The organism is Terrabacter sp. P2_E3 (assembly GCF_056403915.1).
In genome coordinates this window covers 22,222-49,128 of sequence record NZ_JBFUEN010000013.1, presented here as the reverse complement: position 1 = coordinate 49,128, position 26,907 = coordinate 22,222, and the positions used below count along the sequence as shown (strand labels likewise).

The following is a 26,907-nucleotide window of genomic DNA, read 5'->3' as shown; positions in this document are numbered from 1 at the left end:
CGGCGTGTCCACCACTACCTCGACCGAGACCGTGAGTTCGACGCCCGCCGACGAGAGCCGCCCGACGCCCGACCGGCGCAGGCGACTGTTCGTCGTCCTCGGCGTCGTCGCCGTTCTCGCCTTCGTCAGCGACCAGTTGACGAAGATGGTCGCCCTCGACGTGCTCGGCGACGGCGAGTCACGCCCGTTCGTCGGAGACTTCATCCGGCTCAAGCTCATCGGCAACCCCGGCGCGGCCCTGTCGCTCGGGGCGGGCAACACGTGGGTCATGACCGGCATCGCCCTCGCGGTGCTCGTCGCGATCGTCGTCGTCGCCCGCCAGCTCGGGTCGCGGGCCTGGGCCATCGCGCTCGGCCTGCTGCTCGGAGCCGCGATCGGCAACCTCACCGACCGGTTCGTCCGTCCACCCGGCGGCGGCCAGGGGCACGTCGTGGACTTCATCGACTACAACCGCTGGTTCATCGGCAACGTCGCCGACATCTGGATCGTCTCCGCAGCGTGTCTCGTCGTCATCCTGGCTCTGCTCGGGATCGGCGTCGACGGCCGGCGCGACCACGGCCGGGCCGCGACCGCTCCCGACGCCACGACCGACCAGACCACTGTCCGGACCACCGGCGAGACGACCACGAACGGCGAGACCGACATGACGCAGCAGACCCACGGGACGCCGGACGCTCCCGAGACGCACGAGGCGCGGCGTCAGGGGGGCGACCATGCCTGACGTGCGCACCGTGCTCGTGCCGGACGGCCTCGAGGGCGAACGCGTCGACGCCGGCGTGGCCCGCCTCTTCGGGGTCTCGCGCACCAAGGCCGCCGACCTCGCCGCCGACGGCCACGTCGTCATCGACGGCAAGGCGGTCGCGAAGTCCGAGCGGCTCTCCGCCGGCTCGATGCTCGAGGTCTCGTTGCCGCGCGCCGAGGACAGCCCGAGCCTGCAGGTCATCGCCCAGCCGGTGCCAGGCATGTCGATCGTCCACGACGACGACGACATCGTCGTCGTCGACAAGCCGGTGGGTGTCGCCGCGCACCCCAGCGTCGGCTGGAGCGGACCGGACGTCGTGTCGGGGCTCGCCGCGGCGGGCTACCGGATCTCGACCTCGGGGGCCCCCGAGCGCCAGGGCGTCGTCAGCCGACTCGACGTCGGCACGTCCGGTCTCATGGTCGTCGCCAAGAGCGAGTACGCCTACTCCCGGCTCAAGCAGGCCTTCCGCAGCCGGACGGTCGACAAGACGTACCACGCCCTCGTCCAGGGCCTGCCGGACCCGGTCGTAGGGACCATCGACGCGCCGATCGGACGCCACCCCGGGCACGACTACAAGTTCGCCGTGATGAAGAGCGGCAAGCCGTCGGTGACGCACTACGAGGTCATCGAGGCGTTCCGCTACGCCAGCCTGCTCGACATCCACCTCGAGACGGGCCGCACCCACCAGATCCGCGTGCACTTCGCAGCGCTGCACCACCCGTGCTGCGGTGACCCGACCTACGGCGCCGACCCGAAGCTCGCAGCTCGCCTCAAGCTCGAGCGACAGTGGCTGCATGCAAAGGGTCTCGGCTTCGAGCACCCGGGCACGGGGGAGTACGTCCACTTCGAGAGTGACTACCCGGAGGACCTCCAGCGCGCGCTCGACATCATCGCGACCTTGTGACCTTCACCCTCGAGGTGAGGGTGAAGGCCCGTGCGGGCCGTTCCGTATGCCGTGTGGCGGCGTCGTGTCCGTGCTGAACCCGACCGGGGCGGCGCGCTCCGGGTCGGGCCGGCGCGGGTTCGTGGCGGCCACGGTGCCGGAGCCTGCCCGGGACCGCCACCGTCCGAGAGCGACCCCGAGCCCGATCGCCAACACCGCGGCGGCGGTCGTCGCCCACCAGGGCACCGCACCGGGAGCCGCCCCCGCGACCGTGGTGGGCAACACGGCTGCCACCCGGGCGGCAGCCACCGGCCGTGCCGTGGGCGAGGACGTCGAGGTCGGGGACGGCCTCGCGTCGCCGTAGACGCCGAGGGAGGTCAGCGTCGCGAGGAGCAGGGCGGTGTCCTTGGGCCGGTGCAGCACGGCGGGCGCCTGGAAGAGGTCCTTGCCGTCGGCGAGGTTCATCGACGTCTCGACCCAGACGTCGTCGCCGTCGATGATGACGGCGTCGACGCGCCACGGCGTGACGTCGTGGATCAGCCACGTCAGCCGGACCCGCGAGTCCATGAACGACACCGCGGGCATCGCGTCACCGGTGGGGGTGTTGTAGACGTCGAGGGCCTTCTCGAGGTTCGCGTAGGCCTGGCTCCCGGTGAGGGCGCCCGCGGCCCGGGACCCGTCGTAGTCGACGGCGAGCACGGACGTCGGGCCGCCGGCGGAGGCCGGCGGCGCGGCCACGACGAGCAGCGCCGCCGCGACGGCGGCGACGAGCAGGGGGAGTCTGCGCATGGTGTTCTCCTGGGGCGAGTGGGCCCCCGCGAGGGGCCGACGCCACCTCAACACCGCTGCGGGCGCGGAGGTTCGCCCTCAGCCGGCCGACCGGGCCACGCGCAGCGCTTCCTCGAGGCTGTTCGCACCCTCGAGGCGGTAGGTCACCTCACCCGCCGAGGACGGGACGACCCAGACGAGAGTCGGCCCGGCGAGGCGCGGCGGCTCGGAGTGGGTGTCCCCGGTCCGGTCCACCCACTCGACGCGGTGCGGCGACCCGATCCACACCGCGTCGTGGTCGGCCACCCGGGTCGGGGTGACCGCGTCCCACACCGTCTTGAGGTAGCCCCACGACAACGACCCGACGAAGACGTCGAGACGGGTCGTGTCGGCGCCCGACCCCCACACCAGCTCGGCGACGCGACCGTCGTGCGTGACCGTGACGGACGTCGGTGGGCCGAGCGCCGTGGGCGTCCCGATGTCCGCGCCGATGACCTGCTCCGCCTGCCTCAGCGTCACTGGCGTCGCCGTGGCCCCTCCGGCGCTGCTGCCCACCGCTCTGGACGCCGGCGATGTCGTCGTGGGAGTCGTGGGAGTCGCGGGCGGTGCGGGCACCTCCCGTACCACGATGCCGCCGATGCGGAGCAGCTCGAGGACCGCCGCACGGACCGGCGGGACGAGAGCGAGCACGAGCACGACGACGGCGGCCGTCGCCCAGCCGAGCCGGCGCCTCATGACGCGCGTGGGACGTGCGACGCTGGGGGTCGTCGCCACCACCTCGGGCGGCCGCACGGATGGCGGCTCGGGCGCCGGCTCGGCCCGCTGCACGGCGGCCAGGCGGGTGAGCACGAGTTTCGCGAGGTCCGGCCTGGGCGGCTCGGTCACGAGCGTGCGGCCGAGGGCGACGAGCTCGGCTTCGAGGTCGAGGTGGTCAGGCATCGGCCATCACCTCCCGGAGCGAGCGCAGGGCGCGGTGGAGCCGGGACTTGACCGTTCCCGGCGGGATGTCGAGCGTCCCGGCGGTCTCCGCCTCCGAGAGCTCGAGCAGGTAGCGGCACGTCACGACCTCGCGCAGGTCGTCGGGCAGACCCTCCACCGCCTCGACGAGCCCGGCTCGCCGGTCGCGTGAGACCGCTGCGTCGGCCGGGTCCGGGACGGGGTCCGTCGCCGTCCTCTCCGCGGCCACACGGAGCTCGCGCAGGGCGCGCCGTGACCGGCCGCGCTGGAGGTTGCGCGTCTCGTTGACGACGATCCGCAGCAGCCACGGACGGAAACCCGCGCCCTCGTGGAACCGCGGCAGGGCCTGGTATGCCTTCACGAACGCCTCCTGCACGACGTCGTCGGCCTCGCTGCCGGCGCCGGAGAGCACCGCCAGTCGTTTGGCGATCGGGGCGTGCAGCGTGACGAGCACCGCGTACGCCGATGCGTCCCCGGCGCGTACGCGAGCCAGTACCGCTGCCTCATCCGACGTGTCGATCGCTGCCTCCGTCCCCACCGACGACCGTGCCTCGGAACCATGGTGCCGTCCCGACGCCTCCTCAACACCGCTCGCGCCGGATCGGTTCGCGCGGACCGCGCGACACCCCAACCGACACGCCGAGGAGTGTCCTCGCGGAGGCTTAGACTCGTCCACGATGTCGACCGAAGCCGCCCCGCGCAACGACCAGAACTTCGTGCACCTCCACGTGCACACGGAGTACTCCATGCTCGACGGGGCGGCGCGTATCGGCGACCTCTTCAGCGAGGCGGCGCGGATGGGCATGCCGGCCCTCGCGACGACCGACCACGGCTACGTCTTCGGCGCCTACGAGTTCTGGAAGAAGGCGCAGGGCACCGGCGTCAAGCCGATCATCGGCGTCGAGGCCTACATCACGCCGGGCACGCACCGCACCGACCGCACCAAGGTCAGCTGGGGCGACGGCGGTCGCGACGACATCTCGGGCAGCGGCGCCTACACCCACATGACGATGCTCGCCGAGAACAACCAGGGCATGCACAACCTCTTCCGGATGAGCTCCATCGCGAGCCTCGACCAGGTCTACACCAAGTGGCCGCGCATCGACCGCGACCTCCTCTCGACCTACGGCAAGGGCCTCATCGTCACGACAGGCTGCCCGTCGAGCGAGATCCAGACGAAGCTGCGGTTCGGGATGTACGACGAGGCGCGCGAGGTCGCCGGCGAGCTGCGTGACATCTTCGGCAACGAGAACGTCTACGTCGAGCTGATGGACCACGGCCTCGACATCGAGCGCCGCACCCAGAAGGACCTCATCCGGCTCGCGCGCGACCTAAAGCTGCCGCTCCTGGCCACCAACGACCTGCACTACACCCGCGCCGAGGACGCCAAGGCCCACGCCGCCCTGCTCTGCGTCCAGTCGGGCTCGACCTTGATGGACCCCAACCGGTTCAAGTTCGACGCCGACGACTTCTACCTCAAGTCCGCGCAGGAGATGCGCCACCTGTGGCGCGAGCTGCCCGAGGCGTGCGACAACACGCTGCTCATCGCCGAGCGTTGCGAGGTCTCCTTCACCGAGGGGGAGGGGCGCTTCATGCCGCGCTTCCCTGTGCCCGAGGGCGAGGACGAGACGTCGTGGTTCATCAAGGAGGTCGAGACCGGCCTGTCGCGCCGCTTCCCCGAGGGAGTGCCCGACTACGCCCGCAAGCAGGCGGCCTTCGAGGAGGACGTCATCGTCTCCAAGGGCTACCCGGGCTACTTCCTCGTCGTCGCCGACTTCATCAACTGGGCCAAGCGCAACGGCATCCGCGTCGGTCCCGGCCGAGGCTCGGGTGCCGGCTCGATGTGCGCCTACGCCATGGGCATCACCGACCTCGACCCGATCCCGCACGGCCTCATCTTCGAGCGGTTCCTCAACCCCGAGCGCATGTCGATGCCCGACTTCGACGTCGACTTCGACGAGCGCCGGCGTGGTGAGGTCATCCGCTACGTCACCGAGAAGTACGGCGAGGAGCGCGTCGCGCAGATCGTCACCTACGGCACGATCAAGGCCAAGCAGGCCCTCAAGGACGCGAGCCGCGTCCTCGGTCACCCGTTCGCGATGGGCGAGAAGCTCACCAAGGCGATGCCACCCGACGTCATGGGCAAGGGCATGCCGCTCGCCGACGTCTTCAAGCCCGACTCCAAGCGCTACAACGAGGCCGGCGACTTCCGCGTCGTCCACGACGAGGACCCCCAGGCGCAGGAGGTCGTCGCCACGGCGCTCGGCCTCGAGGGCCTGAAGCGCCAGTGGGGCGTCCACGCGGCCGGCGTCATCATGTCGAGCGAGCCGCTCGTCGACGTCATCCCGATCATGCGCCGCCTGCAGGACGGCCAGATCATCACGCAGTTCGACTACCCCAGCTGCGAGTCGCTGGGCCTGGTCAAGATGGACTTCCTCGGCCTGCGCAACCTGACGATCCTCGACGACGCCATCGAGAACATCAAGCTCAACCGCGACGAGGACATCGACCTCGACGAGCTGTCCAAGACCCTCGACGACCTCGCCACCTACGACCTGCTCGGTCGCGGCGACACCCTCGGCGTCTTCCAGCTCGACGGCGGCGGCATGCGCTCGCTGCTGCGCCTCATGCAGCCCGACAACTTCGAGGACATCTCGGCGGCCCTCGCGCTCTACCGACCGGGGCCGATGGGTGTCAACGCCCACACGAACTTCGCGCTGCGCAAGAACGGCAAGCAGGAGGTCGTCCCGCTCGACCCCCAGCTCAAGGGCAAGCTCCAGCAGGAGATGATCGACGCCCTCGACCCGATCCTCGGGATGACCTACGGCCTGGTCATCTACCAGGAGCAGGTCATGGAGATCGCCCAGAAGCTCGCCGGCTACACGCTCGGCAACGCCGACCTGCTCCGCCGCGCGATGGGCAAGAAGAAGAAGGAGGTCCTCGACGCCGAGTACGTCCCCTTCTCGGAGGGCATGAAGTCGCAGGGCTTCAACGAGGCCTCCATCGCGGCGCTGTGGGGCGTCCTCGTCCCCTTCTCGGACTATGCGTTCAACAAGGCGCACACGGCGGCATACGGCCTCGTGTCGTACTGGACGGGCTACCTCAAGGCCAACTACCCCGCCGAGTACATGGCGGCCCTGCTGACGAGCGTGCGCGACGACAAGGACAAGTCGGCGCTCTACCTCAACGAGTGCCGGCACATGGGCATCAAGGTGCTGCCGCCCGACGTCAACGAGTCGATCGCCAACTTCGCGGCCGTCGGCACCGACATCCGCTTCGGTCTCGCCGCGATCCGCAACGTCGGCCTGCCTGTCGTCCAGGCGATCATCAAGGCCCGCGAGGAGAAGGGGTCCTTCGCCTCGTTCAAGGACTTCCTCTCGAAGGTGCCGGCCGTCGTCTGCAACAAGCGCACCATCGAGTCCCTCATCAAGGGTGGCGCGTTCGACTCGCTCGGCGAGAGCCGGCGCGGCATGGTCGAGGTCCACGAGCGCTACATCGACGCGCTCGTCGAGGTCAAGAAGCAGGAGGCCATCGGCCAGGACAGCCTCTTCGGCAGCTTCGGCGACGACGACGACGCCGGCGCCTCCGACGGCCCGGGGGCCTTCGACGGCCTGCCGCCCGTGCCGACGCTCGAGTGGGACAAGGCCAGCCTGCTCTCCTTCGAGCGCGAGATGCTCGGCCTCTACGTCAGCGACCACCCGCTCTTCGGCATCGAGCACATCCTCGCCACGCATGCCGACACCTCGATCGCCTCGCTCATGGGCGACGACCCCAAGGCCGACGGCACGCCCGTCACCGTCGCCGGGCTCATCACGAGCCTCCAGCTCAAGCGCACGAAGAAGGGCGACCTCTGGGCCATCGCGACCGTCGAGGACCTCGACGGCGCCATCGAGTGCCTCTTCTTCCCCTCGGCCTACATGACGTACTCGACGATGCTCGCCCAGGACACCGTCTGCGCGGTCAAGGGCCGCATCAGTGCCCGCGACGACTCGATCTCGATCTTCGCCCAGGAGCTGACGATCCCCGACATCAAGGAGGGACCGCGCGGGCCGGTCGTCCTGACCCTCCCACTCGGTCGGGCCACCCCCGCCGTGGCCGAGAGCCTCAAACGCGTCCTGGGGGAGCACCCCGGCGCGACCGAGGTCCAGGTCAAGCTGACCCAGCCCGGGCGCTCGGTGCTCATGTCGCTCGACGACTCGCTCCGGGTCAACGCCACCTCGGCGCTCTTCGGCGACCTCAAGGCCCTGCTCGGTCCGGCCTGCCTCAGCTGATGCGCGAGGCGGACCGCCGGCGGCTGCGTCGGGCGCGGATGGCCGCGCTCCTCCTGTCGCCCCCGCTCGGCAGCGACGGTCCGGTGTCGGCGCTCGCCGTCGCCCGGGAGCTCGGCGCCCTGCAGGCCCAGGACTACGGCAGCGGTGTGTGGTCCCTCGGGGTGCGCTCGGGACTGACGCTCGAGCAGGTCGAGCAGGCTGTCGTCGACCATGAGGTCGTGCGCACGTGGCCGATGCGCGGCACGATCCACTGGGTCCCGGCCGAGGACGCCCGGTGGATGTGCGAGCTGCTCGCGTCGCCCCGCAGCACGACGCTCGCCACGCGCTTCGCCCAGCTCGGCATCACCGAGGCCGATGTCGAGCTGTCCGGACGACTCTTCGAGCAGCACCTCCGTGAGCCCATGAGCCGTCCCGACGTCGCCGCCCTCCTCGTCGATCACGGCATCGACCCCACCGACCAGCGCAACTACCACCTCATCGGGCACCACTGCATGAGCGGACTCATCTGCCAGGGGCCGGTCATCGGCAAGCAGCCGAGCTTTGTCCTCATCGACTCGTGGGTTCCTTACTCCCGCAAGCCGTCCCGCGAGGAAGGGCTCGCGACCGTGGCCGAGCGCTACGTCCGCAGCCACGGTCCCGTCACCGAGAAGGACCTCGCCGGCTGGCTGCTCAAGCCGCTCGGTCTCACGCGCGAGGCGCTCGCGTTGGTCGGTGACCGCATCGTGAGCGAGGTGCTCGACGGGCAGAGGTGGCTCACCCACGTGGACGCGCGCCCGGTCCCCGAGGGTCCTGGCGGCGTGCACCTGCTGCCCCAGTGGGACGAGTTCCTCCTCGGCTACAAGTCGCGCGACGTGACCCTGCCGCCCGAGCACTTCGTCAAGGTCGTGCCCGGCCGCAACATGGTCTTCAAGCCGACGCTCGTCGTCGACGGCGAGGTCGCCGGCACCTGGCGGCGCGTCCAGAAGCGCGAGCACGTGCTCGTCGAGGTCTCCCCGTTCGCCGACCTGTCGGCCCGCCGGTGGCGCGAGGTCGACGCAGCGGCCGCCGCCTACGGCACGTTCCTCGGCACCGAGGCCGAGGTCGTACGCGTCGGGCCGGCCGACAGGACCGCCTGACGTGGCGCGGGGGCCGGTTCCACCCTCCCCGCTGCCGCCGCGTCACGGCGTCGACGCCCAGCGCTTCCGGATGCCGCAGTCGGGGCCGTGGGGGTCGCTGCGCGACCACCTCGTCGAGCGGCTTGCACCGGGACTCACGGCCGACGAGGTCGACCGGATGCTCGGGGCGGGGGAGTTCGTCGACGCCTCGGGAGCGCCGGTGCCCGCGGACGCCCCGTTCGTGCCGCAGTCGGCCGTCTGGGCGCACCGCGACCTACCGGTCGAGGTGGTGCATCCGGAGGAGCTCGTCGTGCTGCACCGCGACGAGCGCATCGTCGTCGTCGACAAGCCGCACGACATGGCGACGATGCCCCGCGGCCGGCACGTCGTGCAGAGCGCCCTGGCCCGGGCCCGCGTCCTGACCGGCGAGCACCGGCTCGCCCCGGCCCACCGCCTCGACCGGCCGACGGCGGGTGTCCTGATGTTCACGACGGAACAGCGGTGGCGCGGCGCGTACCAACGCGTCTTCGCCGAGTCGCTCGCGCGCAAGGAGTACCGCGCGGTCGCACCCGTCCGTGAGGGGCTCGTCCTGCCCCTCGTCCGGCGCACGCACCTCGTCAAGGAGCACGGCACGCATCAGGCCCACGAGGTCGAGGGCGCCGAGCCCAACTCCGAGACGCTCGTCGAGCTGCTCGACACGGCGTCCGGTGCCGGGCGGGCGGGGGAGGACCTCGGGCTCTACCGCCTGACGCCCCGCACCGGGCGCACGCACCAGCTGCGCTGCCAGCTCCAGGGCCTCGGCGTCCCCATCGTCGACGATCCGCTCTACCCCGTCGAGCGAGACGTGCCGGTGGGCGACTTCAGCTCCCCGCTGCAGCTGCTCGCCGCCGTGCTGGCCTTCGACGACCCCGTCGACGGCACACCCCGCCGGTTCGTCACGCGGCGCCGGCTGGCCCGCTGGCCCGGCTCGTGGCCCGCCTGCTGAGCCCCGGCGACGGGCCGGCCGCGATGTCACCGGGCGTTCAGCAACCGGTGGTCATCTCGACGCGCGAGACGGACCGCCCCGGTCTAGGGTGACCCGCAGACCGCGCGGAAGAGCCGGTCCCAGGGAGGAAATCCATGCGTCAATCTCGTCCTGCCCTGCGCCGGGTCGCCGCGGTCACCACCGCTGCGCTCGCCGTGGGCATCACCCCCTTCGTCGCGGCCGCACCGGCCTCAGCGGCGGCCCCGACGGAGCTGTTCATCAGCGAGTACGTCGAGGGCTCGAGCAACAACAAGGCGCTCGAGATCTACAACGGCACCGGGGCGACGGTCGACCTCGCCGCGGCCGGGTACACCGTCCAGGTCTTCGCCAACGGCGCCACGACCGCGACCAACACGACCAGCCTCACCGGCAACCTGTCCTCCGGCGACGTCTTCGTCTTCGCCAACTCCGGGGCCTCTGCCGCGATCCTCGCCCAAGCGGACCTAGCCAACGCCAGCGCCAACTGGAACGGTGATGACGCCGTCGTCCTCCGCAAGGGCACCACGGTCCTCGACGTCATCGGCCAGGTCGGGTTCCGTCCCGCGACCCCGGCCGAGTGGGGCACCGGGCTCACCTCGACCATGGACAACACCCTGCGGCGCAAGTCGTCCGTCACCAAGGGCGACACCAACGGTTCCGACGCGTTCGACCCCGCCGTCCAGTGGGACGGCTACGCCGTCGACACCATCGACGGCCTGGGCAGCCACTCCGTCGACGGCGGTCCGGCGACCGACGTCGCCCCGAGCGTGACCTCGACGACCCCGACCGACGGCTCGCCCAACGTCGCGGTCGACGCGAGCCCCACGGTGACCTTCTCCGAGCCGGTCAACGCCACCGCGGGAGCCTTCACCCTCTCGTGCTCCCTGTCCGGCGCCAAGACCTTGGCTGTCACCGGCGGCCCGACGACCTTCACGCTCGACCCGTCGGCCGACTTCGCCCTCGGCGACGCCTGCACCCTGACGGTCTCGGCCCCCGCCGTCACCGACCAGGACGCCATCGACCCGCCGGACTCCCTGGCGACCGACGTCGTCGTGCACTTCTCGGTGCCGGCCGCCAACCCGTGCGAGGTCACCCCGACCCCGATCCCGGCCATCCAGGGCAGCAGCGACACCGCGGCGACCACCGGCTCGGTCACGACGCGCGGCGTCGTCGTCGGTGACTACGAGGGCGGGTCACCCGCCCTGCGCGGCTTCTTCCTCCAGGACCCGAAGGGCGACGGCGACCCCGCGACGTCCGACGGCATCTTCGTCTTCGAGGGCAGCAACGCCAATGCCGTCCAGCTCGGTGACGTCGTCACCGTGACGGGCAACGCCGGCGAGAACCAGGGCCAGACCCAGGTCAGCGCCGCCACCGTCGCGGTCTGCGGCACCGGTTCGGTCGCCCCGACCGAGGTGCGCTTCCCCGTGGCCAGCCCGACGGCGCTCGAGCGCTACGAAGGCATGCTCGTCACGCTCCCGCAGGACATGTCCGTCACCGAGCACTTCCAGCTCGGCCGCTTCGGCCAGGTCACGCTCTCGCAGGGAGGCCGCCTCGAGCAGCCGACCAACGTCGTCGCCCCGGGGGCCGACGCCGCGGCCCTCCAGGCGTCCAACAACCTGCGCAAGATCATCCTCGACGACACGACGCAGGCCCAGAACGTCGACCCGATCGTCTTCGGTCGAGGCGGCCAGCCGCTGACCGCGGCCAACACCCTGCGCGGTGGCGACACCGTCACTGACCTGACCGGTGTCCTCAACTACACCTGGGGTGGCAACGCGGCCAGCGCCAACGCCTACCGCATCCGCCCGGTCTCCCCGTCCGCGACCGTCGACTTCCAGCCGACGAACCCGCGTCCTTCGAGCCCGCCCGCCGTGGGTGGCGACACCCGCGTCGTCGGGATGAACCTGCTCAACTTCTTCAACACGCTCGACACGACCGGCAACAACTGCCGCGGCGGGCTCACCGGTGCGGTCATGGACTGCCGCGGAGCCAACACCGCAACGGAGTTCGACCGCCAGTGGCGCAAGACCCTCGCTGCAGTCTCGGGCACCCATGCCGACGTCGTCGCCTTCATGGAGATGGAGAACGACGGCTACGGCGCGGACAGCGCCGAGCAGTTCCTCGTCGGGAAGCTCAACGAGAAGGACGGCTACGGCACGTGGGCGTTCATCGACGCCGACGCCGGCACCGGCCAGACGGACGCCCTCGGCAACGACGCGATCAAGGTCGGCATGCTCTACAAGCCGGCCGCGGTGACGCCGGTGGGCACGACCGCGGCGCTCAACTCCGTCGACTTCGTCAACGGTGGCGACTCCGGCCCGCGCAACCGTCCCTCGCTCGCCCAGGCGTTCCGCGACAACTCGACGGGTGGCACGTTCGTCGCCGTCGCGAACCACCTCAAGAGCAAGGGCAGCGCGTGCGACGCGCCCGACGCCGGCGACGGCCAGGGCAACTGCACCGCGGTCCGCGTCCGTTCGGCGCAGCTGCTCGCCGCCTGGCTGGCCGGTGACCCCACGGGCACGGGTGACCCCGACGTCCTCATCCTCGGCGACATGAACTCCTACGCCAAGGAGGACCCGATCACGACGCTCGAGAAGGCCGGCTTCACCAACCTCATCGAGCAGCGCAACGGGCGTGAGGCGTACTCCTACGCCTTCGACGGGCAGTGGGGCTACCTTGACCACGCGCTCGGCTCGGCGTCGATCAGCAGCCAGGTGACGGGAGTCGGCGACTGGCACGTCAACGCCGACGAGCCCGCGATCCTCGACTACAACACCGAGTTCAAGACGGCCCGGCAGGTCACGAGCCTCTACGCGGCCGACGAGTTCCGGATCTCCGACCACGACCCCGTCGTCGTCGGGCTCGACCTCACCAACGCCGCCCCGGTCGTCGGCACGGTCACCGGCCCGACGTCGGCCGTCTCGGTCGGCTCCCCGGCGGGCGTCAGCGCGACGTTCTCCGACGCCGACCCACTCGACACCCACACGGCGAGCATCGCGTGGGGTGATGGGACGACCGCGGCGGCCACCGTCACCGGTGGCACGGTGAGCGGCAGCCACGTCTACGCGGCGGCGGGCATCTACACCGTGACCGTCACCGTCACAGACCAGTGGGGCAACGCGGGCTCGGGCACGACGAGCGTCGTCGCCTACGACCGCGCGGCCGGCTTCGTCACCGGGGGCGGCACGATCGCGTCCCCGGCCGGCGCCCTGACCTCGAACCCGTCGCACAGCGGCAAGGGCAGCCTAGAGCTGTCCGTCGCCTACGGCAGCGGGGCCACCGTTCCGTCCGGCTCGTTCGGCTACGGCCTCGCGGGCACGTCGTTCTCCGTCGCCACGACGACGTTCGACTGGCTCGTCGTCAGCGGCACGACGGCGACCTTCTCGGGGCCGGTCACGGTCAACGGGACCGCCGGCTACCGCGCGGTCGTCACCGTCACCGACCAGGGCAAGAGCGACACGTTCCGCCTCGTCGTGACGACGACGTCGGGCTCCGTGGCCTACGACTCCGGCACGCAGACCGTGAATGGTCAGATCGTCATCCACTGACCGACGCATGGACGCACGCCCCGGGATCGACCGATCCCGGGGCGTTCGTCGCGTCCGGAGGGGCCGTTCCGGGCCGGCCGGCCGCTACCGTGACGCCATGAGGCGAGCACTGTTCGTGCGGGTCAACCGGGTCGTCAACGTCGTCGTCAGGCGTCTCGGGCTGCGCCGCTTCCGAGGTGGTGACCTGCTCCTGCTGACGACGACCGGGCGACGGAGCGGGCAGCGCCGCACGACGCCGCTCCTGCACCTCGCCCGGGACGGGGGATGGCTGGTCGTGGCCTCCAACGGCGGCGCCGACTGGGAGCCGGGCTGGTGGCTCAACCTCCGCGCCGGGGCCCCCGGGCACGGTGGAGGTCGACGGCCGAGCGGTGCCGGTGCGCGGCGAGGAGGTCACCGGGCCCGAGCGTGAGCAGCTCTGGGGCGAGCTCACCGAGAGGGTCTTCGACTTCGACTCCTATCAGGCGAAGGTGAGCCGACGGATCGCCGTCGTCAGGCTGACGCCCACCTCCGGCTGACCGGGGCCGCAACCTAGACTGCCCGGATGCAGCACCCCCCGACCGCTCGGCGCGACCCCGTCGCCCGCGAGCACCACGGCGACCGTTTCGACGACCCCTACGCGTGGATGGCCGACCGTGACTCGGACGAGCTGCGCGAGCTGCTCGTGGCCGAGAACGCTCATGCCACCGAGCGCACCGAGCACCTGCGTCCGCTCGCCGAACAGGTCTTCGAGGAGTTCCGCTCGCGCATCGAGGAGACCGACCTGTCGGTGCCCGTGCGTCACGACCGCTGGTGGTACTACTCCCGCACGGTCGAGGGCGAGCAGTACGCCGTCGAGGCGCGCGTGCTCGTCGCCGACCACCCGCAGCGGCCGACGCTCGACGCCGGTCGCCCGCCCGTCGGCGAGCACGTGCTCCTCGACCAGAACGAGGAGGGCCGGGACCACGAGTTCTTCGCGGTCGGCGTGAGCGAGGTGTCGCCGTCCGGCGACCTGCTCGCGTATGCCGTCGACGTCGTCGGCGACGAACGCTACGACGTGCGCGTGCGCCGGATCGAGGACGGAGTCGTCCTCGACGACGTCGTGCGCCGCACCGGCGGGTCGTTCGCCTGGTCACTCGACGCGGGGCACTTCTTCTACACGCGCGTCGACGACGCCTGGCGGCCGCACCAGGTGTGGCGCCACGAGGTGGGCACATCCGCCGAGGCCGACGTGCTCGTGCACGAGGAGGCCGACGAGCGATTCTTCGTCGGGGTCGGCACCTCGCGCGACGACCGGCTGGTCATCATCGCCATCGGGTCCAAGACGACGAGCGAGTTCCGCCTCCTCGAGGCCGACGCACCGATGGGCACGCCCCGGGTCGTGGCCGAGCGCCGCCAGGGCGTCGAGTACGACATCGAGCCCTTCGGCGACCAGCTGCTCGTCACGCACAACGCCAACCGCGTGAACTTCGAGCTGGCCACGGCCCCCGTGACGAGCACCACGGTGGACGACTGGGTGCCGCTGGGCATCACGACGGAGGACGAGTACGTCACGGGCGCAGAGGGATTCGACGACTTCATCGCGGTCTCGCTGCGTCGGGAGGGCGGCACCGGAGTGCGCGTCGTGCTGCGCGACCCGACCGCCCCCAACGGTCTGGGGGAGTCGCACGACATCGCGGTCGGGGAGCCCATCGGCACGCTCCACGTCGGCGTGAACCCCGAGGCGGACACACCCACGCTCCAGGTCGTCCACGAGTCCCTCGTCACGCCCCGGACCGTGGAGGACTACGACGTCCGTGCCCGCACCTTCACGCTGCTCAAGCAGCAGCACGTACGAGGCGACGTCGACCTGGCGCAGTACCGCCAGCGACGCGAGTGGGCCACGGCGCCCGACGGGACCCGCGTGCCGATCTCCGTCGTGCACCGCCACGACGTCACGGCCGACGGCACGGCTCCCGGGCTGCTCAACGCGTACGGCGCCTACGGCATCTCGAGCGACCCGTGGTTCTCCGTCCTGCGACTCTCGCTCCTCGACCGCGGATGGGTCTTCGCCATCGCACACGTGCGCGGTGGGTCCGAGATGGGGCGGTCGTGGTACGACGACGGCAAGCTCGAGGCGAAGCCCAACACGTTCACCGACCTGGTCGCGTGTGCGGACCACCTCGTCGAGAGCGGCATCGTCGCGCCGGATCGTCTTGCGGCAGAGGGCGGCTCGGCAGGGGGCCTGCTCATGGGGGCCGTCGTGAACCTCGCTCCTGAGCGCTTCCGCTTCGTCCACGCGCAGGTGCCGTTCGTCGACGCACTGACGACGGTGCTCGACCCGAGCCTGCCCCTCACGGTCGTCGAGTGGGAGGAGTGGGGCAACCCGCTCGAGGACCCGACGGCATACGCGCTCATGAAGTCCTACAGCCCCTACGACAACGTCCGGCCGACGCGCCACCCGAGCCTGCTCGTCACGGCGGGCCTCGACGACACCCGCGTCTACGTCACCGAGCCGGCCAAGTGGGTCGCGGCGCTGCGGCACGCCGACCTCGACGTGGACGACCCCGCGCAGATCCTCTTCCGCACCGAGATGGCCGCGGGCCACGGTGGCCGGTCCGGGCGCTACGACCTGTGGCGGGAGTGGGCCTGGGAGACGGCCGTGCTCATCGACCAGACGTCGTGAGCCGGCCGTCCCCGGGCCCCACCGCGCTGCGGGTCAGGAGCCGTAGATCGCGGTCACCCACTCCGGGTGGTCGATGAACGGGTTCCGGTTGTGCTGCCAGGTGTCGAAGATGACCTGGTTGCGGCGCTTCTCGAACGCGTCGGGCGGGTCCTGCAGGTTCCACTGCTTGAGCACCGAGAGCTTGCCGATGTAGGGCGCGGTGCCGTTGCCGACGAGGTTGTTCGGCTCGAGGTCGGCGAAGCCGTCACCGCCGTCCCAGCGGACCGCCATGTAGAAGATCATCCGGGCGACGTCGCCCTTGACGGCGTTGCGCGGCTCGAAGGAGTCTGCATCGCTGAGGCAGCCGGTGCACTGGGACACCGCCGACCCGCCGAGGTCGAAGTCGAGGTTGCCGCGGGTGGAGTTGACGGTGACGTCCTCGGGCCGCAGGTGGTGCACGTCGGTGCCCGGGCCGTTGACCGTGCCGAAGTCGCCGTGGCTCTTGGCCCAGACGTGCTCGCGGTTCCACTGGTCGACGCCGCCACCGTTGTCGGACTTGGCGATCGAGCGCCCCGAGTAGATCTCGACGACGTTGTTGGTGTTGCTCGGGTCCTGGTCGGTGTCCTTCAGGGCGGTCCAGACCTGGTCGTAGGTCAGGGTCGTGACGCCGCTGGAGATGATGCGGTGCAGCTCGGTGTGCAGCGCCGAGCCGGTCTTGCCGATGGCCGACGCGTAGTACGTCGAGTCGTAGGGGCTCGTCGTGCCGGTGGGGCTCGGGCTCGTCGTCGTGCTCGTTGGGCTGGTCGTCGTGGTCGTCGTCGACGTGCCGCTGAACGCGACGGCGCTCGTCGAGGTCATGCCCGGGTGCGAGAAGTACGTCGCCAGCGCACCGGTCACGTCGAGCTGGCGCCCCATGAGGGAGGGGTTGCTCTGCAGACCCCACGAGGACCGGAACGCCGACGGGATCTGGACGTAGAGCATCCGGCTCGTCGACGTCTCCGACGCGGAGTCGGCGATGGCGAGCGCGTAGTCGTTGGGGAAGTTCGAGCGCACGACGGTGCTCGTCGCGGTCGGCTGTCCCACGACGTAGCCGCGGACGGTCGCGCTATGACCGGTCTGCGACCCGATGGCCTGCGACACCGTGAGCGGGGCGGCCGCGGCCAGAGCGGGCGCTGCCGCCACGCGGGTGAGTGGCAGGGTCGTCGCCGGCGAGCCCGCAGCGCTGGTGAGCGCGAGACTCGGCGGGACGAGGGCGATGGCGAGGCCGGTGACGACGGCAGCGATGCGACGCCGGGGGATGACGACGGGCACGGGTTCTCCTGTCGGGCGGGGGAGCCGGGTGGATGACGCAACCCACGGCCCGGGTCGGGCGGTGGCCCCACGAGCGTGTCGGAACGGCCGTGAACGCCGGGTCAGTCGTTGGTCTGACCTTCGTCAGGGCCGGTCCAAGATTCGGCAGGCGCGAGGACCGACGCCGCGCCCCTCGCTCCGCACGGTGAGACCGTGGTCCGGGCCCCGGGCCGCGCCTTCTAGACTGGTGACCCATGATGTCCTCCCTCGACCTGCGCGGGCGCACGCTCGACGTGCGCTTCCTGCGCAAGGCCCTGCCCCGAGCCGAGTTCGACGTCACGGCAGCCCTCGAGCAGGTGCGGCCGATCTGTGAGGACGTCGAGCATCGCGGGGCCGTGGCACTGCGCGACCTCGGCGAGCGGTTCGACGGCGTGCGGCCGACCCACCTGCGGGTGCCGCGGGCCGTGCTGCAGTCCGCCCTCGACCGGCTCGACCCCGACCTGCGCGCCGCGCTCGAGGAGTCCATCCGTCGCGCCCGCATCGTCCACGCCGACCAGCGCCGCACCGACACGACGACCGAGGTCGTCCCCGGCGGCACCGTCACCGAGCGGTGGGTGCCCGTCGACCGCGTCGGTCTCTACGTGCCCGGTGGACTCGCCGTCTACCCGAGCAGCGTCATCATGAACGTCGTCCCGGCCCAGCTCGCCGAGGTCGGTTCGCTGGCCGTCGCGTCACCGCCGCAGCGCGAGAACGTCGGCGAGTTCGCCGGCTACCCGAACCCGACGATCCTCGCGGCGTGCGCGCTCCTCGGCGTCGACGAGGTGTATGCCGTCGGCGGCGCCCAGGCGGTCGCGATGTTCGCGCACGGCTTCGTCGACGACGACCCCCAGTGGGGCGAGGTCGACGGCGAGCCGGTCGTGTGCGACCCCGTCTCGCTCGTCACCGGCCCCGGCAACATCTGGGTCGTCGCCGCCAAGCGCCTGCTCAAGGGCCTCATCGGCATCGACGCGGAGGCCGGTCCCACCGAGATCGCGATCCTCGCCGACGACTCGGCCGACGCGGACCACGTGGCCGCCGACCTCGTGAGCCAGGCCGAGCACGACCCGCTCGCGGCCTCGGTGCTCGTCACCGACAGCGAGGAGCTCGCCGAGGAGACCCGGCGCGCCCTGGCCCGTCGGGTGCCCGCCACGAAGCACGCGGAGCGCGTCACCGAGGCGCTCGAGGGCACGCAGTCGCGGATCGTCCTCGTCGACGACGTCGTCGCCGGTCTCGCCGTCGTCAACGCGTATGCCGCCGAGCACCTCGAGATCCAGACCCGCGACGCCGCGGGCGTCGCCGCCCGCGTGCGCAACGCCGGTGCCGTCTTCGTCGGTCCGCACAGCCCGGTGAGCCTCGGCGACTACGCCGCCGGCTCCAACCACGTCCTGCCCACCGCCGGCTGCGCGTGCCACTCGAGCGGCTTGTCGGTGCAGTCCTTCCTGCGCGGCATCCACGTCGTCGACTACGACGAGCCCGCCCTGCGCGATGTCGCCCGCCACGTCGTCACGCTCGCCCAGGCCGAGGACCTCCCGGCCCACGGCGAAGCCGTGACGGCGCGGTTCGGCGACGAGGTGCCCCGGTGACCGACCGGCCGAGCGCCGCCGACGAGGTCCAGCGTCTGCTCCGGCCCGACCTGCGCGGTCGCACGCCGTACGGCGCTCCGCAGCTCGACGTGCCGGTCCGGCTCAACACCAACGAGAACTCCTACCCAGTTCCCCAGGTCGTCGTCGACGCGGTCGTCGCGGCGCTCGCCGACGACGTCGCCTCGCTCAACCGTTACCCCGACCGCGAGTTCACCGACCTGCGCAAGGCGCTGACGGCATACCTCGAGAAGCAGTCGGGGGTGTCGGTGACGCCCGAGCAGGTGTGGGCCGGCAACGGCTCCAACGAGGTGCTGTCGCACATCGTGCAGGCCTTCGGCGGTCACGGCCGGGTCGCGCTCGGCTTCACGCCGAGCTACTCGATGCACCCCATCATCAGCGAGACGCACGGCACCACATGGGTCGACGGGCTCCGCTCTGCCGCAACCGATCCCGATGCCTTCGACCTGACCGCAGAGTCGGCTGCGCAGCAGGCCCGGGCGCACGACCCGTCGATCGTGTTCCTCTGCTCGCCCAACAACCCGACCGGCACGGCGCTGCCGTTCGAGGTCATCGGTGCCGTGCTCGAGGCGGCCCCGAACGCTGTCGTCGTCGTCGACGAGGCCTACGCCGAGTTCGCCCGGCCGGGCACGCGGTCGGCACTGACGCTGCTCGCCGAGCACCCCAGGCTCGTCGTGACGCGCACCATGAGCAAGGCGTTCGCCTTCGCCGGCGGTCGCCTCGGCTACCTCGTGGCGGCGCCAGAGCTCGTCGACGCGCTGCGCCTCGTCAGGCTGCCCTACCACCTGAGCAGCCCGACGCAGACGATCGCCCGCATCGCCCTCGAGCACGCCGACGTCATGCTCGGCACGGTCGAGGTCATCAAGCACCAGCGCGACCGGATCGTCGACCGTCTCGCCGCGCTCGGTGCGCGCCCCGTCGCCAGCGACAGCAACTTCGTCCTCTTCGGCGGCCTCCGAGACGAGAAGGCCACGTGGGAGGCCCTGCTCGACGAGGGCGTCCTCGTCCGCGACATGGGGATCGCCCACCACCTGCGCGTCACGGCCGGCGACCCCCACGAGACGACCGCGTTCCTCGAGGCCATGACGCGCCTCGCCCCCGCCCACGTCCTCCCCAGCAGCGCCGACCGGCAGGAGCCACCCGCATGAGCCCCACCAGCCGCACCGCGAAGATCAGCCGTGCGACGTCCGAGTCGTCCGTCGAGCTCTGGCTCGACCTCGACGGCACCGGCACGTCCGACATCTCGACCGGCGTCCCGTTCTACGACCACATGCTCCACTCGCTGAGCAAGCACTCGCTCATCGACCTCACGGTCAAGGCCACGGGAGACGTCGACGTCGACGTGCACCACACGGTCGAGGACACGGCGATCGTCCTCGGCCAGGCCCTGCGCGAGGCGCTCGGCGACAAGGCCGGCATCTCCCGCTTCGGTGACGCCACGGTCCCGCTCGACGAGGCCCTGTGCCACGCCGTCGTCGACGTCGCCGGTCGTCCGTACGTCGTGCACGAGGGCGAGCCGGAGGGCCAGCAGTACGCCCTCATCGGTGGCCACTTCACCGGCTCGATGACACGGCACGTCCTCGAGTCCTTCGCCTACAACGCCGGACTGTGCCTGCACGTGCGCGTCCTCGCGGGCCGCGACCCCCACCACATCGTCGAGGCGCAGTTCAAGGCCGTGGCGCGCGCGCTCCGGGCGGCCATCGCACCCGACCCCCGCGTCGTCGGGATCCCGAGCGCCAAGGGAGCGCTCTGACGATGGTGGCTCGTCGATGAGCGCCGGCGTCGTCGTCCTCGACTACGGCAGCGGCAACGTCCGGTCGGCCGTGCGTGCCCTGGAGCGCGTCGGTGCCACGGTCACCCTGACGTCCGACCCCGTCCGCGCCCTCGAGGCGGACGGACTCTTCGTGCCCGGTGTCGGCAACTTCCACGCCTGCATCGCGGGACTCGCGGCCGCGCACGGACCCCGCATCATCGGTCGACGGATCAGCGGGGGCCGGGCGGTCCTCGGCGTCTGCGTCGGCATGCAGGCGCTCTTCGACGGCTCGACCGAGCCGTCCGACCACCCGCTCGAGGGGCTCGCGGAGTGGCCCGGCACGGTCGAACGCCTCCCGGCCGACGTCGTGCCGCACATGGGCTGGTCCGAGGTCGAGGCCGCCGAGGGCTCGCGGCTCTTCGCCGGCGTCGAGCACGAGCGCTTCTACTTCGTCCATTCGTACGCCGTGCAGCAGTGGACGCTGGAGGCCACCGGCGCCTTCGCCCGCGTCGCACCCGCGGTCACGTGGGCGAGCCACGGTGCGAAGTTCGTCGCCGCGGTCGAGAATGGGCCCCTGAGCGCGACCCAGTTCCACCCCGAGAAGTCCGGCGACGCCGGGCTGCACCTGCTCGAGAACTGGGTCCGCAACCTGTGACCGTGCCGACGTCCGCCGACTGACCGGCGGGCGGTGGCCTCGACGAGGAGTGGATCGTGGCGACGAGGAAGACGGCGAGCAGCTCCGGAAGTGCGAGCAGGAAGCGCACGTCAAGGGTGACCAAGAGCGCGACGAAGAGCACGACCAGGCGGACCGCGTCGTCGACGCGGCGGTCCTCGTCCGGTGCGCTCTACCCGCGGCGCCGGAGCAGCCACCCCGGACTGCCGACGACGCTGGGCACGGCACTCGGGACGCTCGTCGTGACGACCCTGCTCGACCTGTCCTGGCCGGTGCGCATCGTCCTCGTCGTCGTGGTCGTCGTCGCCGGGCTGGGATACGTCCTGTGGCGTCACCGGGCCGAGCTCGCCGCCGGGGGAGGTGTCGACGCCACGCCAGACGGCCCGTCCGCTCCGGACGTGGCTCCCGCGCCGGGCGCGGGCGAGCCGCCGGCTCCCGCCGCCCCGCCTGCCACGCCGGCGTCGTAGGCCCGTTCAGACCGGGACGTCGCCGCCGCGATGCTGGTCGACGCCCCAGAGCCGTGCGACGTGAGAGGCGTCGGTGCCACAGCACCCTCCGACGACCGTGACACCCGGGAGCCGTCCGACCACCCGGTCGTGTCCCGCCGAGATCGTGTCGAGGTCGCCCGCGTCCAGGTCGTCGGCGTCGTCGAGCTCCGCGTGGCTGCGCGTCGACGCGTTGTAGCGCAGCCCGAGCAGCCTGCTGCGCCAAGCGCTCCCGTCGTCGTCGGCGTCCAGCCCCGCGAGCACGTGCTCCGGGTGGGCGCAGTTGACGAGGTAGTAGTCCGGGGCCTCCCGGTCGTCGACCTCGGAGATCGTCTCGGCCAGCGTCGTCCCGTCGGGGAGCCGCCCGTCCACCTCCACCGTGAACGAGATCGCCACGGGCAGCCCGTGCTCCCGGCAGGACTGCGCGATCCCGATCGCCTCGCCGGCTGTGGTGAGGGTGTACGCCGTGACGACGTCCACGCCCGCCTCGGCGAACGCCGCCACCTGGGCGTGGTGGTAGTCCGCGGCCTCGGCCGGGTTCGGCGCGCCGGCACTGCGGTAGCCGTCGCCCCGAGGGCCGACCACCCCCACGACGACGACGTCCTGCAGCCCGAGCTCGACGGCATACCGGCGACGCAGTGAACGGAGCAGGTCGACGGCGTCCGCGTTGGCACGGTCCAGGTCGGCCCTCGTGTGGCCGAGCCGCGCGCCCCAGTCCGGGTTGGCACGCCACGTCGGTGACTCGAGGAGCAGGCCTGCCCCGGCCCGGGCAGCGATGGAGGCGTAGGCGTCGTAGTAGCCCGTGAGCAGGTCGCGGCCGGCCGCGACGCCGAGCAACGGGTAGGCGGCGAACTCGTCGAGCTCGACCCCGTGGTTGAAGATGAGGTCGGTCTCGAGGCCACCGTCCGTCACCATCGGCCGACCGGCCAGCTGTGGCAGGTGATCCATGGCGGCTCCCGTGCGTCGCGAGGTTCGGGTCCCACCGGTCTACCAGACGCCACCAGCCGGCAGGCGCGGAACGTGGGGAAGGTGACCGCGCCGTGGTGGGCGCGTGATCCACGGACCGACACGTCGGGAGCGGCGCCGCGGGCACACGGCATACTCGGTGGTCGCACGTCCGGCGTCCCGACGCCCGGGCGCACCTGACACCGACCACGACACACCGACCACGACCGCGACGGTCGTGACCGACCCGAGGAGCCGACCCCGATGACCGGCCAGCACCACGCCGCCCAGCCCCACCTCGAGCTGCTGCCCGCCGTCGACATCGCCGGCGGCCGTGCCGTCCAGCTGGTCCAGGGCGTCGCCGGCACCGGCGGCGAGTTCGGCGACCCGTGGGAGGCCGCGCTGCGCTGGCAGGAGCAGGGGGCGGAGTGGATCCACCTCGTCGACCTCGACGCGGCCTTCGGTCGTGGCAGCAACCGCGACCTCATCGCCTCGATCGTCAGTCGGCTCGACCTGCAGGTCGAGCTCTCTGGCGGCATCCGCGACACGGAGTCGCTCGACGCGGCGCTCGCCACGGGCTGCCGCCGCGTCAACATCGGCACCGCCGCGCTCGAGGACCCCGAGTGGACGGCGTCGATCATCGCCGCGCACGGCGACCGCGTCGCCATCGGCCTCGACGTCCGGGGCACGACGCTCGCGGCACGGGGATGGACCCGCGAGGGCGGTGACCTCTGGGAGACGCTCTCACGCCTCGACGCCGAGGGTTGTGCGCGCTACGTCGTCACCGACGTCAACAAGGACGGCATGCTCCAGGGCCCCAACGTCGAGCTGCTCCGCGACGTGTGCGCCCGCACCGACCGTCCGGTCGTCGCCAGCGGCGGCGTCTCGACCCTCGAGGACATCGCGGCGGTCCGCGAGCTCGTCGGCGACGGGGTCGAGGGGGCCATCGTCGGCTCGGCCCTCTACCGCGGCGCCTTCACGCTGCCCGAGGCGCTCGACGTCGCCGGCCGCCCGGGCGCATGAGCTCACCGACGCCGGCCTCGGGCCACCACGACGAGCTGGGCCGTCCCGCCGACTCCGCCGGCCAGGCGTGGGAGGGCAAGTCGATCCCCTCCCACGGCTTCGCCGGCGACACGGGAGCGGCCGACGCGGCCCTCGTCGCAGCGTTGGCCGCGGCGCACGGCACGCCGGGTGACGATGCGGAGACGGCCCTGATGGAGCACGTGGCTCAGGCCCGCTGGCTCGTCCCCGTGGTCGCCGTGGCGACAGAGGTCGACGAGTCCGGGCCCCACGCCGTCGACACCCGCAGCGACATGGCCGCGGTCACCCTGACGTCCCCCGACGGGTCGCGGGCGCTGCCGATGTTCACCTCCCTCGAGAGCCTCGCCGCGTGGGACCCCGGCGCCCGGCCGGTGCCGGTCCGCGCCGCCGCCGCGGCGCAGGCCGCGATCAGCGAGGAGTGCCACGTGCTCCTCGTCGACGTCGCCTCGCCCCACGCGACGGTCCTGCGTCCGAGCATGCTGTGGGCGCTCGCCCAGGAGCGCGCGTGGGGACCCAGCCACCGCGATGCCCACGTCGCGGCGGCCGTGCGAGCGGCGGTCGAGACCGAGCCGCAGGTCGTGGGCCACCGCCTCGAGGCGGGGGAGCCCGCGGGCGCCGGCGTGCTGCGGGTCGTGCTCTCCCTGGAGCCCGGCCTCGGCGCCGAGCTCGTCGGGGCCGTCGCGACACGGATCGGGGAGCGGATCGCGACCGACGGCGAGACCCGTGCGAGGATCGATGCTCTGACCTTCGCGCTCGAACCGGCGCGCTGAGCACATCACCCGTGGAGGTGCCGGACGTGGACACCACACCCCAGACGACTCGGGAGCGTGACCCCGAGGTGCCTCCGGCGACGACCGGCGCCGGGACGACAGCCGACGTCCCGACCGGACCCGGGCGCCCCGGTGGACGGTCGGGCGCAGACGCCGGCCGAGGGGCGGGCCCCTCGAGCGGTCCTCTCGGCTTCATCGTCGACCCGGCCCTCGATGCGCAGCGCCGGCGCGACCTGCGGAAGATGCGGCTCGTCGCCACCGGCCTGCTCGTCTTCGCGGCGATCGTCTACGTCCTCACGCGGGGGCACGACGACGGCCTGCTCGGCTTCGTCAACGCCGGCGCCGAGGCCTCGATGGTCGGTGCCTGCGCCGACTGGTTCGCCGTCACGGCCATCTTCCGGCACCCGCTCGGGCTCCCGATCCCGCACACCGCCCTCATCCCTCGCAAGAAGGAGATGATCGGTCGCAGCCTCGAGGAGTTCGTCAGCGAGAACTTCATGCGCGAGGACATCATCCGCGAGCGGGTGCTCGACGCCGAGCCCACCCGGCGGGCGGCCGAGTGGGCTCTGACCCCCGGTCACGCGAAGCGCCTCGTCGACGAGGTCGCCACGGTCACGGTCCACGCGCTGCACCGGATCCCCGACGAGGACGTCCGCGCCGTCATCGAGCAGGCCCTGCTCCCGCGCCTCGCGCAGGAGCCGATCAGCTCGCTGGCCGGGGGACTGCTCGACCAGGTGGTGCGCGACGAGGCGCACGTCGGCCTCGTCGACCTCGCCCTCGACGAGGTGCGCGTCTGGCTCGTCGACAACGAGGACGTCTTCGAGTCGCTCATCACGCAGCGCGCCCCGGCGTGGGTGCCCGACGCGATCAACGACATCGTGGCCCGCAAGGTCCACGTCGAGGCGCTCAAGTGGCTGGCCGACATCCGCAACGACCCGCGGCACGACGTGCGCCTCGCGCTCGACAAGCTGCTCATCGACCTCGCCGACGACCTCCAGCACGACCCCGTGACGCAGGCCAAGGCGGAGCGCCTCAAGGAGCGCGTGCTGTCACACCCGCAGGTGGCGGACACGGCGATGTCGCTGTGGGCCTCGTTCCGTGCCGTCGTCGTCGCCGCCCTCGAGGACGAGGGCGGGCCGGTGCGGGCCCGCGCCGTCACGGAGGTGACGGCTCTCGCCGAGCGGCTCCTCGCCGACGCCGCGCTGCGCGAGCGCATCGACACGCGCATCTGCGACGCGACGATCTACGCGATCGACCGCTACGGCACCGAGCTGACGAGGATCATCAGCGACACCGTCGACCGGTGGGACGGCAAGGAGACGGCCGAGCGGGTCGAGCTCCAGGTGGGCCGCGACCTGCAGTTCATCCGGATCAACGGCACCCTCGTCGGTGGGCTCATCGGCATGCTCATCCATGCCGTCTCGATCGTGCTGCCCTCCTGACACCCACGCGGCACGTCGACCCGGACGCCCTCAGACCCCGGTGTCGAGCCGTTCGGTCACCTGGCGCAGCGTGCGGTGCAGGTCGACCAGCTCCTGTCGCGAGAGGCCGCTTCGGAGCGCGATCTGGTGCGGCAGGTCGCCGAGCGCCGCGAGGCGGTCGCGCCCTCCGTCCGTCGCCGACACGAGGACCCGGCGCTCGTCCTCGGGGTCGCGGACCCGCTCCACGAGGCCGGCCGACTCCATCCGCTTGAGGAGCGGGGAGAGCGTGCCCGAGTCGAGTCGCAGGTGCTCGCCCAGCCGGCTCACCGTGAGCGGCCCGTGCTCGGCGACGGCCATGAGGGCGATGTACTGCGGGTAGGAGAGTCCGTGCTCCGACAGCAGCTCGCGGTAGACGGCGTCGAACGCCCGCACGGTCGTGTGCATGGCGTAGCAGATCTGCTGCTCGAGGCTCAGCGTGCTCGCGGCGGCGGAGGTCGGATTGGACGGGCTCATGACCCAAGCGTACTATCAAATTGCGCACAATCTAATTGTTGGCAACACAAGGAGCCTCGATGAGCACCACCACCCAGACCGCCCAGTACGTCGCCTCGGCCACCGCCTCCGGGCGTGAGGGTCGCGCCGTCACGTCCGACGGTCGACTCGACGTCACGCTCGCCGCACCCCGCGAGCTCGGCGGAAGTGGGGAGGGCACGAACCCCGAGCAGCTCTTCGCCGCCGGGTATGCCGCGTGCTTCGCGAGCGCTCTCGGGCTCGTCGCGCGCAAGCGCCGCGTCGAGGACTTCGACGTCGCCGTCACGGCCGACGTCAGCCTCTCGGGGTCGTCGGGCACCGGCTTCGGCCTCGGGGTCGTGCTCCACGTCGAGCTCCCCGAGGGCCTCGACCCCCAGCTGGGCCGTGAGCTCGTCGACACGGCGCACCAGGTGTGCCCCTACTCCAACGCGACGCGCGGCAACATCCCCGTCGAGATCGTCGTCGACTGACG

The 26,907-nt window shown here is 71.8% G+C and carries 24 protein-coding genes; 18 read left to right on the top strand and 6 right to left on the bottom strand.

Annotated elements, in window-relative coordinates:
- Positions 1-4 precede the first annotated feature (4 nt).
- On the top strand, positions 5-721 hold the full coding sequence (lspA, locus tag AC1DW8_RS17320) for a signal peptidase II (protein WP_056776263.1): 717 nt from the start codon (positions 5-7) through the stop codon (positions 719-721).
- Positions 714-1,646, top strand: a complete 933-nt coding sequence (locus AC1DW8_RS17315; protein ID WP_056776265.1) for an RluA family pseudouridine synthase — start codon at positions 714-716, stop codon at positions 1,644-1,646. The genes lspA and AC1DW8_RS17315 overlap by 8 nt, the downstream gene beginning before the upstream one ends.
- A 3-nt stretch (positions 1,647-1,649) precedes the next feature.
- On the opposite strand, the gene AC1DW8_RS17310 is transcribed toward AC1DW8_RS17315, so the two are convergent.
- The 3 genes from AC1DW8_RS17310 to AC1DW8_RS17300 form a co-directional block, all read right to left on the bottom strand.
- A complete protein-coding gene (locus AC1DW8_RS17310; RefSeq protein ID WP_478095315.1) occupies positions 1,650-2,414 on the bottom strand; it encodes a hypothetical protein in 765 nt (254 codons plus the stop codon).
- Positions 2,415-2,492: 78 nt separating this feature from the next.
- Positions 2,493-3,332, bottom strand: coding sequence for a hypothetical protein (locus AC1DW8_RS17305; RefSeq protein WP_478095314.1), 840 nt, complete (start codon positions 3,330-3,332; stop codon positions 2,493-2,495).
- Positions 3,325-3,888 carry an RNA polymerase sigma factor gene (locus AC1DW8_RS17300; protein WP_478095313.1) on the bottom strand — a complete coding sequence of 188 codons (564 nt, stop codon included), beginning with the start codon at positions 3,886-3,888 and terminating at the stop codon, positions 3,325-3,327. Before AC1DW8_RS17300 ends, AC1DW8_RS17305 begins: the two co-directional genes overlap by 8 nt.
- A gap of 139 nt (positions 3,889-4,027) precedes the next feature.
- On the opposite strand from AC1DW8_RS17300, the gene dnaE reads away from it, so the two are divergent.
- The 7 genes from dnaE (at position 4,028) to AC1DW8_RS17265 (ending at position 15,907) form a co-directional block, all read left to right on the top strand.
- On the top strand, positions 4,028-7,621 hold the full coding sequence (gene dnaE / locus AC1DW8_RS17295; RefSeq protein ID WP_478095312.1) for a DNA polymerase III subunit alpha: 3,594 nt from the start codon (positions 4,028-4,030) through the stop codon (positions 7,619-7,621).
- Positions 7,621-8,736: a winged helix DNA-binding domain-containing protein gene (locus AC1DW8_RS17290; RefSeq protein WP_442297834.1), complete on the top strand. Its 1,116-nt coding sequence runs from the start codon at positions 7,621-7,623 to the stop codon at positions 8,734-8,736. Before dnaE ends, AC1DW8_RS17290 begins: the two co-directional genes overlap by 1 nt.
- Position 8,737: 1 nt before the next feature.
- Complete coding sequence (locus tag AC1DW8_RS17285) at positions 8,738-9,700, top strand: pseudouridine synthase (RefSeq protein WP_478095311.1); 963 nt, start codon at positions 8,738-8,740, stop codon at positions 9,698-9,700.
- A 134-nt stretch (positions 9,701-9,834) separates the two neighbouring features.
- Complete coding sequence (locus AC1DW8_RS17280; protein ID WP_478095310.1) at positions 9,835-13,266, top strand: ExeM/NucH family extracellular endonuclease; 3,432 nt, start codon at positions 9,835-9,837, stop codon at positions 13,264-13,266.
- Between the two features lie 97 nt (positions 13,267-13,363).
- Complete coding sequence (locus AC1DW8_RS17275; protein WP_478095309.1) at positions 13,364-13,675, top strand: nitroreductase/quinone reductase family protein; 312 nt, start codon at positions 13,364-13,366, stop codon at positions 13,673-13,675.
- Positions 13,641-13,781 (top strand): nitroreductase/quinone reductase family protein, encoded by a 141-nt coding sequence (locus AC1DW8_RS17270; protein ID WP_478095308.1) that lies wholly within the window; start codon positions 13,641-13,643, stop codon positions 13,779-13,781. The genes AC1DW8_RS17275 and AC1DW8_RS17270 overlap by 35 nt, the downstream gene beginning before the upstream one ends.
- Before the next feature lie 26 nt (positions 13,782-13,807).
- Positions 13,808-15,907 carry a S9 family peptidase gene (locus AC1DW8_RS17265; protein WP_478095307.1) on the top strand — a complete coding sequence of 700 codons (2,100 nt, stop codon included), beginning with the start codon at positions 13,808-13,810 and terminating at the stop codon, positions 15,905-15,907.
- Between the two features lie 33 nt (positions 15,908-15,940).
- Here AC1DW8_RS17265 and AC1DW8_RS17260 read toward each other — a convergent pair whose 3' ends face one another.
- On the bottom strand, positions 15,941-17,197 hold the full coding sequence (locus tag AC1DW8_RS17260; protein WP_478095306.1) for an endonuclease: 1,257 nt from the start codon (positions 17,195-17,197) through the stop codon (positions 15,941-15,943).
- A gap of 233 nt (positions 17,198-17,430) precedes the next feature.
- Here AC1DW8_RS17260 and hisD point away from each other — a divergent pair, with 233 nt between their 5' ends.
- From hisD to AC1DW8_RS17235, 5 genes are read left to right on the top strand one after another with little or no spacing between them, the layout of a single operon-like run.
- Positions 17,431-18,798 carry a histidinol dehydrogenase gene (gene hisD, locus AC1DW8_RS17255; RefSeq protein WP_056776288.1) on the top strand — a complete coding sequence of 456 codons (1,368 nt, stop codon included), beginning with the start codon at positions 17,431-17,433 and terminating at the stop codon, positions 18,796-18,798.
- A complete protein-coding gene (locus AC1DW8_RS17250; RefSeq protein WP_056776291.1) occupies positions 18,795-19,964 on the top strand; it encodes a histidinol-phosphate transaminase in 1,170 nt (389 codons plus the stop codon). Before hisD ends, AC1DW8_RS17250 begins: the two co-directional genes overlap by 4 nt.
- Positions 19,961-20,569, top strand: a complete 609-nt coding sequence (gene hisB / locus AC1DW8_RS17245) for an imidazoleglycerol-phosphate dehydratase HisB (protein ID WP_056776294.1) — start codon at positions 19,961-19,963, stop codon at positions 20,567-20,569. The genes AC1DW8_RS17250 and hisB overlap by 4 nt, the downstream gene beginning before the upstream one ends.
- Positions 20,570-20,585: 16 nt before the next feature.
- On the top strand, positions 20,586-21,224 hold the full coding sequence (gene hisH / locus AC1DW8_RS17240; RefSeq protein ID WP_056776297.1) for an imidazole glycerol phosphate synthase subunit HisH: 639 nt from the start codon (positions 20,586-20,588) through the stop codon (positions 21,222-21,224).
- A 56-nt stretch (positions 21,225-21,280) separates the two neighbouring features.
- Positions 21,281-21,709 (top strand): hypothetical protein, encoded by a 429-nt coding sequence (locus AC1DW8_RS17235; protein ID WP_478095305.1) that lies wholly within the window; start codon positions 21,281-21,283, stop codon positions 21,707-21,709.
- 6 nt (positions 21,710-21,715) lie between these two features.
- Here the strand turns inward: AC1DW8_RS17235 and AC1DW8_RS17230 are convergent, their stop codons facing one another.
- Positions 21,716-22,675 (bottom strand): homocysteine S-methyltransferase family protein, encoded by a 960-nt coding sequence (locus AC1DW8_RS17230; RefSeq protein ID WP_478095304.1) that lies wholly within the window; start codon positions 22,673-22,675, stop codon positions 21,716-21,718.
- 261 nt (positions 22,676-22,936) lie between these two features.
- On the opposite strand from AC1DW8_RS17230, the gene priA reads away from it, so the two are divergent.
- From priA to AC1DW8_RS17215, 3 genes are read left to right on the top strand one after another with little or no spacing between them, the layout of a single operon-like run.
- Positions 22,937-23,695: a bifunctional 1-(5-phosphoribosyl)-5-((5-phosphoribosylamino)methylideneamino)imidazole-4-carboxamide isomerase/phosphoribosylanthranilate isomerase PriA gene (priA, locus tag AC1DW8_RS17225; protein WP_478095303.1), complete on the top strand. Its 759-nt coding sequence runs from the start codon at positions 22,937-22,939 to the stop codon at positions 23,693-23,695.
- Positions 23,692-24,483, top strand: a complete 792-nt coding sequence (locus AC1DW8_RS17220; RefSeq protein WP_056827298.1) for an SseB family protein — start codon at positions 23,692-23,694, stop codon at positions 24,481-24,483. Before priA ends, AC1DW8_RS17220 begins: the two co-directional genes overlap by 4 nt.
- Before the next feature lie 26 nt (positions 24,484-24,509).
- Positions 24,510-25,925, top strand: coding sequence for a DUF445 domain-containing protein (locus AC1DW8_RS17215; protein ID WP_478095302.1), 1,416 nt, complete (start codon positions 24,510-24,512; stop codon positions 25,923-25,925).
- Positions 25,926-25,955: 30 nt separating this feature from the next.
- On the opposite strand, the gene AC1DW8_RS17210 is transcribed toward AC1DW8_RS17215, so the two are convergent.
- Positions 25,956-26,417 (bottom strand): MarR family winged helix-turn-helix transcriptional regulator, encoded by a 462-nt coding sequence (locus AC1DW8_RS17210; RefSeq protein ID WP_056776314.1) that lies wholly within the window; start codon positions 26,415-26,417, stop codon positions 25,956-25,958.
- 59 nt (positions 26,418-26,476) lie between these two features.
- Here AC1DW8_RS17210 and AC1DW8_RS17205 point away from each other — a divergent pair, with 59 nt between their 5' ends.
- A complete protein-coding gene (locus AC1DW8_RS17205; protein WP_056776317.1) occupies positions 26,477-26,905 on the top strand; it encodes an organic hydroperoxide resistance protein in 429 nt (142 codons plus the stop codon).
- Positions 26,906-26,907 lie beyond the last annotated feature (2 nt).